This is a genomic window from Paralimibaculum aggregatum (genome assembly GCF_030270585.1).
GTDB classification, from domain to species: Bacteria; Pseudomonadota; Alphaproteobacteria; order Rhodobacterales; family Rhodobacteraceae; genus Thermohalobaculum; species Thermohalobaculum aggregatum.
The window spans coordinates 1-1,339 of sequence record NZ_BSYI01000112.1 but is presented as its reverse complement, the minus strand read 5'-3'; the positions used below and the strand labels follow the sequence as shown (position 1 = coordinate 1,339).

General features: G+C 66.5%; 1 protein-coding gene. It reads right to left on the bottom strand.

All coding sequences use genetic code 11. The annotated features are described in order from the left end of the window. Positions 1 to 61: 61 nt before the first annotated feature. The gene (locus QSJ97_RS24505) at positions 62 to 1,282 is read right to left on the bottom strand and encodes an IS256 family transposase (protein WP_285675127.1); all 1,221 of its coding nucleotides are present in this window, start codon (positions 1,280 to 1,282) and stop codon (positions 62 to 64) included. Positions 1,283 to 1,339: the final 57 nt, after the last annotated feature.

The window sequence follows — 1,339 nt, the reverse complement described above, 5'->3', positions numbered from 1 at the left end:
GGCGGGCGTTTCCTGCGCGAGGGACTGTCGGGAATTTCGTGTGCGGGCGGGCTGTTGAACATCAGCCGGCCATGGCTCGGGTGAAGCGCTCGCCGAAGAGGACGGCGAACTGTGCCTTCGCCATGCACCACTCACGCGCAGGCATGGTCCATTCTTTCTCGGCGCGGTTCAAGACGAGAAAGAGGAGCTTCATGGCCGCTTCGTCGGTCGGGAAATGGCCGCGGGCCCGGATCGCCCGGCGCAGCTTCGAATTGAGCGCCTCTATGGCGTTCGTGGTGTAGAGCAGCCGGCGCACGTCGGCAGCGAAGCCGTAGAACGGCACCACTTCCGGCCAGGCCCGGCGCCAGCTCTGGGCGATCGCGGGATACTTCGTGCCCCAGGTGCCTTCCTCGAATGCCGCGAGGGCCGCGGCGCCGGCCTCGGCATCGAGGGCGCGGTAGATGCCCTTCAGCTCGGCCGCGACCGCCTTGCGGTCCTTGTACGACACGAAGTCGAGGCTGTGGCGCAGAAGATGGACGATGCAGGTCTGGACGGTTGCCTCAGGAAAGACGGCGGTGATCGCCTCGGGGAAGCCCTTGAGCCCGTCGACCACTGCCAGGAGCACGTCTTCGACGCCGCGATTGCGCAGCTCGTTCATCACCCGCAGCCAGAATTTGGCGCCCTCGTTCTGCTCGAGCCAGAGGCCGAGGATCTCCTTGGCGCCGTCGGCCCGGACCCCGAGGGCGATGTGCACCGCCTTGTTCCTCACCAGCCCCTCGTCGCGGACCTTGATCCGCAGGGCATCGAAGAAGACCAGCGGGTAGACCGGCTCGAGCGGGCGGGACTGCCAGGCCGCGATCTCCTCGAGCACCGCGTCGGTAACGGCGCTGATCAGGTCGGGCGAGACGTCGATCCCGTACAGATCCCGCAGGTGCCCCACGATCTCGCGGGTGCTCATCCCTCTGGCATACATGGAGATTATCTTCTCGTCGAAGCCGGGGAAGCGCCGCTGGTACTTGGCGATCAGCTGAGGATCGAAGCTCGCCTGGCGGTCGCGCGGGATCTCGAGTCCAATCTTGCCGGTGTCCGTCGTCACCGTCTTGCGGCCGTAGCCGTTGCGGCTGTTGCCGGGCTCTCCGGACGCGAGATGATGGTCCATCTCCGCGTTCAGCGCCCGCTCGGCGAGCGCCTTCTTCAGGTCGTCGAGCAGGCCACCCGCATCAAAGGCGGTCTTCGGGTCGGCGCCGGCCAGAAGCTGATCGAGCAGCTCGTCCGGGATCTTGGGGGCTTTGCGTCGGGCCATGGGGGATCTCCTTCCTTCCCAATATGCCCGCCCGCACACGAAATTCCCGACAGTCCC

What these genes read in the sequence shown, in the direction of transcription:
- QSJ97_RS24505 (WP_285675127.1), bottom strand. Translation starts at nt 1,282, where the DNA reads ATGGCCCGACGCAAAGCCCCCAAGATCCCGGACGAGCTGCTCGATCAG.